Source organism: Nonomuraea sp. NPDC050691, assembly GCF_040654455.1.
Lineage (GTDB): Bacteria > Actinomycetota > Actinomycetes > Streptosporangiales > Streptosporangiaceae > Nonomuraea.
Genome location: NZ_JBFAIA010000321.1, coordinates 1 through 3,855, shown reverse-complemented (window position 1 = coordinate 3,855; position 3,855 = coordinate 1). Strand labels below are relative to the sequence as shown.

The window sequence follows — 3,855 nt, the reverse complement described above, 5'->3', positions numbered from 1 at the left end:
ACGCCCCCCCACTCGAGCTCGCCGCGGCCCCCCCCCCCGCCCCTCACCCCGGGCCGGGGCGGGGGGGGCCCCCGGCCCCCCCCCCCCCACGCCCGGACCGCTGCCCGGGAAGGGCGGTCAGGAGGTGCGTACCGGGAGGTTGGTCAGGCCGTGCATGAGCAGGCCCGGCCGCCAGGCGAGACGGTCCTCGGGGACGGCGAGCCGGAGGCCGGGGAATCGCTCCAGCAGGTGGCCGAAGGCGACCGCGCCTTCGGCCCTGGCCAGGGGGGCGCCGAGGCAGTAGTGGATGCCGTGCCCGAAAGCGACGTGCTGGCCCGGAGCGCGGGTGACGTCGAGGCGATCGGGCTCGGCGAACCGCGCCGCGTCCCGGTTGGCCGACAGGAAGGAGACCAGCACGAGCTGACCTTGCGGGATCTCCGTGCCGCCGATGGTGACGGGCTCCTTGGTGAATCTGAGGGTGGACGTGCTGACCGGCCCGTCGAAGCGGAGGAGCTCCTCGATCGCGCCCGGCAGCAGTCCCGGATCGTCGCGGAGCTTGGCGAGCTGCTCCGGATGGCGCAGGAGCGCCAGCATGCCGTTGCAGATCAGGTGCACGGTCGTCTCATGGCCGGCCACGGTGAGCAGGAACGCGGTGTCGACGAGCTCGCGCCCGCTCAGCGCGCCCTCCTCGTCCTGGGCCTGCACCATGGCGCTGAGCAGGTCATCGGCCGGCTCGGTCCGCCTGGCCTCGCAGAGCTCGCCCAGATACGTGGTGAAGTCGACGGCGGCTCGGACGACCTCCTCGGGGTCCAGCACGGCACCCTCGATGGTGGTGTTGGACCACTTGATGAGCCGGGGCCAGTCGTCCTCCGGGATGCCGAGCAGCTCCCCGACCACCATGGCGGGCAGCGGCACGGCGTAGTCGCGCAGCAGGTCGAACTCCTCGCCCACCTTGTCGAGAAGGCCGGCGCTGATCTGCTCGATGCGGGGGCGCAGCGCCTGCACGCGCCCGGCGGTGAACACCTTGCCCACCAGCCTGCGCAGCCGTGCGTGGTCGGGCGGGTCGACGAAGAGCATGTTGTGGGGCACCACGGCCTCGTAGCCGCTGCTGTCGCCGCCCTCCAGCTCGTTCGCCTTGATCATGTGCGGGTTGTTCGTGAAGTCCTTGCTGAGGCGCGGGTCGGTGCAGGCCACCTTGACGTCGTCGTAGCGGCTCACCACCCAGACCCGTACGCCCTGCGGTGTGGCAGTGCGGAAGACGGGCCGTTCTGCGCGGAGTCGCGCATAGACCGGATGCGGGTCACGCGCATAGTCCTGATCGAACAGCGTCTCGACCATCGTCGCCCTTCCGTGTGCGGAAACAGATCCTTGTACACCTTGGACATGCCGAAGGTCATCTGACCAGGGCCTGCCAGGAGGGAGGCATGTTGCGGCCGACCTCGATCCCCGAGAACACCGACGGCTCCTGCGCCCCGTGCTTCCTCGCCCAGGCGGCCATCTGCGCCAACCCCTCGGCCAGCGGCACCGAGTCCGCGCCCACCCCTGAAATCTCCTTCGCCTTGTCGGGCGAGGAGAAGGCGTGCACCACCAAGTGCCTGGCCTCCAGGTGCCGCACCCGCAGCGGCGCGTCCAGCGCCTCCGCGACGGCTCTGGCCAGGATGACGTACGGCAGGCCCTTGCCATAGCCAAGCAATTGGGGCGTTCTCGCAGATGGGGCAGGCTCGTGAAGCGAGCGGGCTTCGCTGGTGAGTTGTGAAAGCTCTCGGCCGGACCCAGGAGATTGGTGACGGAACCTCAGAGGTGTAACGCCATACGCTGTCTGCGATCGAGGGCTCGCCTGCGACCACCGGCTACGCCGTCCGACCGCCGGACGGTGGCGATCCCCGCCGCCGTCCCCATCCCCTCGCCTCGTTCTTGCAAACGATCCGGCTCACAGGCACGCTCGCCCAGGTCCCCCGTCGGGAGTTCATCTACTGCTCCGGATGGGAAGATCGGACGCCGTTCGCTGAACTCCGCACCCGGCTCCAAGCCGATCCCGAGTGGCAGGTCCACGACCTCCCAACCAGCCACGACGCAATGCATGAGGCCCCGGAGGCGGTCGCTGCACTACTGCTCGGCGAATGCATCGCGGATGCGTCGACGCACAGACGACAGGCTCGCCATTGAGGGCCACACAAGCCCAGTTCATCCGGCCCCTGATCATTCATGCCGTCGTCTGGGGCCACGGCGTCCCCGGGATCACTCACCCCGCGCGCGTGGCAGAGATCGGGAGGCCGAGTAGGGGTGTAGAGGACCCATATCGTTTCCCGGCCGAGGGCGTCTACCGGTTCTACTTCCAGTGCCACCCCATCGAGACTGCCTGGTTGTTGATCCGCTGAGCGTTCTTTCTCAAGAAGCCGGGGCTCGTCTCTGGCAGCTCCGCCGCCGGGTCAAGGCAGCCGCGGCGGTGAAGGCTAGGGCCGCGCACCCGCACTGGGCAAGGGCCGTGGAGTTGGGCACCGACGGCAGGTCCCCTAGATCGCCCAGGGCCGCCGCGGGCAGGAACAGCAGCAGCGCCGCCCGCCGACCCACGGCGGAGCGGCATGCGTACCCGGCCGCCAGCGCGACCACGATCAGCCACGGCACCGGCTTCCAGCTCGTGATGACGTGATCGGCGATCGCGTCCACCCAGCGCGCGCGCACGATGGCCTTGCTGGCGATGAGCGCCACCAGGGCGAGCGGCCCCCACAGCAGAAAGGCGCCCCGGGGAACCAGCTCGACCGCGCGGTAGGCCACCGGCATGAAAGCGATGACCAGCGCCATCACCTCGGCCAGCAGGAGAGGGCCGTAGTTCGGGAAGAACAGCCTGTCCAGATTCAGTTCAGGGGCCGGGTGGCCGGCCTGATGCAGTGTGAACGCGACCACGGCGAGCACGGCGATCCACCGGCGGCCGAACAGCACGGCCAGCGCGGGCAGGGCCGCGACCAGGGCCGGCTCGGTCAGAAAACGGATCGAGCTCGGTTGCTCCAGGAAGGCCGCACCGTAACGCAGGGATTCGGCGACCCGCAGCGACACGGTCGCCACCTCGGCGACCAGCATCAGGAACGGCCATAGCGCCACGGCGACGGCCAGCCCGTCGCGCCAGGCGCCCGCCGAGACCGCGCCGAAGGCCCGCCGGGCGTGCACTCGCGCCGCACCCCGCAGCAGGTCGGCCACGTCAGCCAGGTCCGGGCGGGTCTGTCCGGGCCGTGCCCCCGCCTGCAGCACTCCCATCATCTCCACTTCGTGCCGCGCCCGGTGGTCGCGGGGATAGCAGGCCAGCAGCCGCCGGTAGCGGGCTTCGAGCGGGCTCATGCCGTTCCTCCCGAGCCGATCGCGCGCAGGCGTGCGGTGGCCGCCTTGGCGTGCCTGCGCATCCGCTCGGCCTCCGCCGCCAGTCTCGCCGCACCGTCGCCGGTCAGACGGTAGTAGCGGCGCACCCGGCCGTCGATGATCTCCTCTCGGTCCTCGGTGATCAGGCCCTCTTCCTGGAGGCGGTCGAAAGCGGCGTACAAGGTGCCGGCACGCAGGCGAACCTGGCCGTCCGAGATGCGTTCCACGTCGGTGATGACGCCGTATCCGTGGCGCGGACCGGCAGCTAGCGCGGTGAGGATCAGGAAGGTCGGCTCCTGCATCTGTCTCATGTGATCAATATATACCGATCATCTACTCATCGGCGAGCGACGGTCACAACCATTGAGGGTCAAGATGGGTCGCATGACGACGCCTTTGAGGGGCATGGACTGCTGACCGTACTGGCGCTGGTGGCGAGGGGGTGCGGTGGCGCGCCACCCCCCCCCCCCCTCACGCAATGTACGGGGGCCTGGACACCCACACCGCCCATGACAACCAGTGACG

Annotated in this window: 4 protein-coding genes; all 4 read right to left on the bottom strand. The window is 69.9% G+C overall.

Going from position 1 to position 3,855, the window contains the following annotated elements:
• Positions 1 to 117 precede the first annotated feature (117 nt).
• The 4 genes from AB0H81_RS44155 to AB0H81_RS44140 all read right to left on the bottom strand — a co-directional run bounded on the left by AB0H81_RS44155 (position 118) and on the right by AB0H81_RS44140 (position 3,632).
• On the bottom strand, positions 118 to 1,317 hold the full coding sequence (locus AB0H81_RS44155; protein WP_358388320.1) for a cytochrome P450: 1,200 nt from the start codon (positions 1,315 to 1,317) through the stop codon (positions 118 to 120).
• Positions 1,318 to 1,372: 55 nt separating this feature from the next.
• Positions 1,373 to 1,672: a hypothetical protein gene (locus AB0H81_RS44150; protein ID WP_358388318.1), complete on the bottom strand. Its 300-nt coding sequence runs from the start codon at positions 1,670 to 1,672 to the stop codon at positions 1,373 to 1,375.
• 695 nt (positions 1,673 to 2,367) lie between these two features.
• Positions 2,368 to 3,312: a hypothetical protein gene (locus AB0H81_RS44145; RefSeq protein ID WP_358388315.1), complete on the bottom strand. Its 945-nt coding sequence runs from the start codon at positions 3,310 to 3,312 to the stop codon at positions 2,368 to 2,370.
• A complete protein-coding gene (locus AB0H81_RS44140) occupies positions 3,309 to 3,632 on the bottom strand; it encodes a PadR family transcriptional regulator (RefSeq protein WP_358388312.1) in 324 nt (107 codons plus the stop codon). Before AB0H81_RS44140 ends, AB0H81_RS44145 begins: the two co-directional genes overlap by 4 nt.
• Positions 3,633 to 3,855 lie beyond the last annotated feature (223 nt).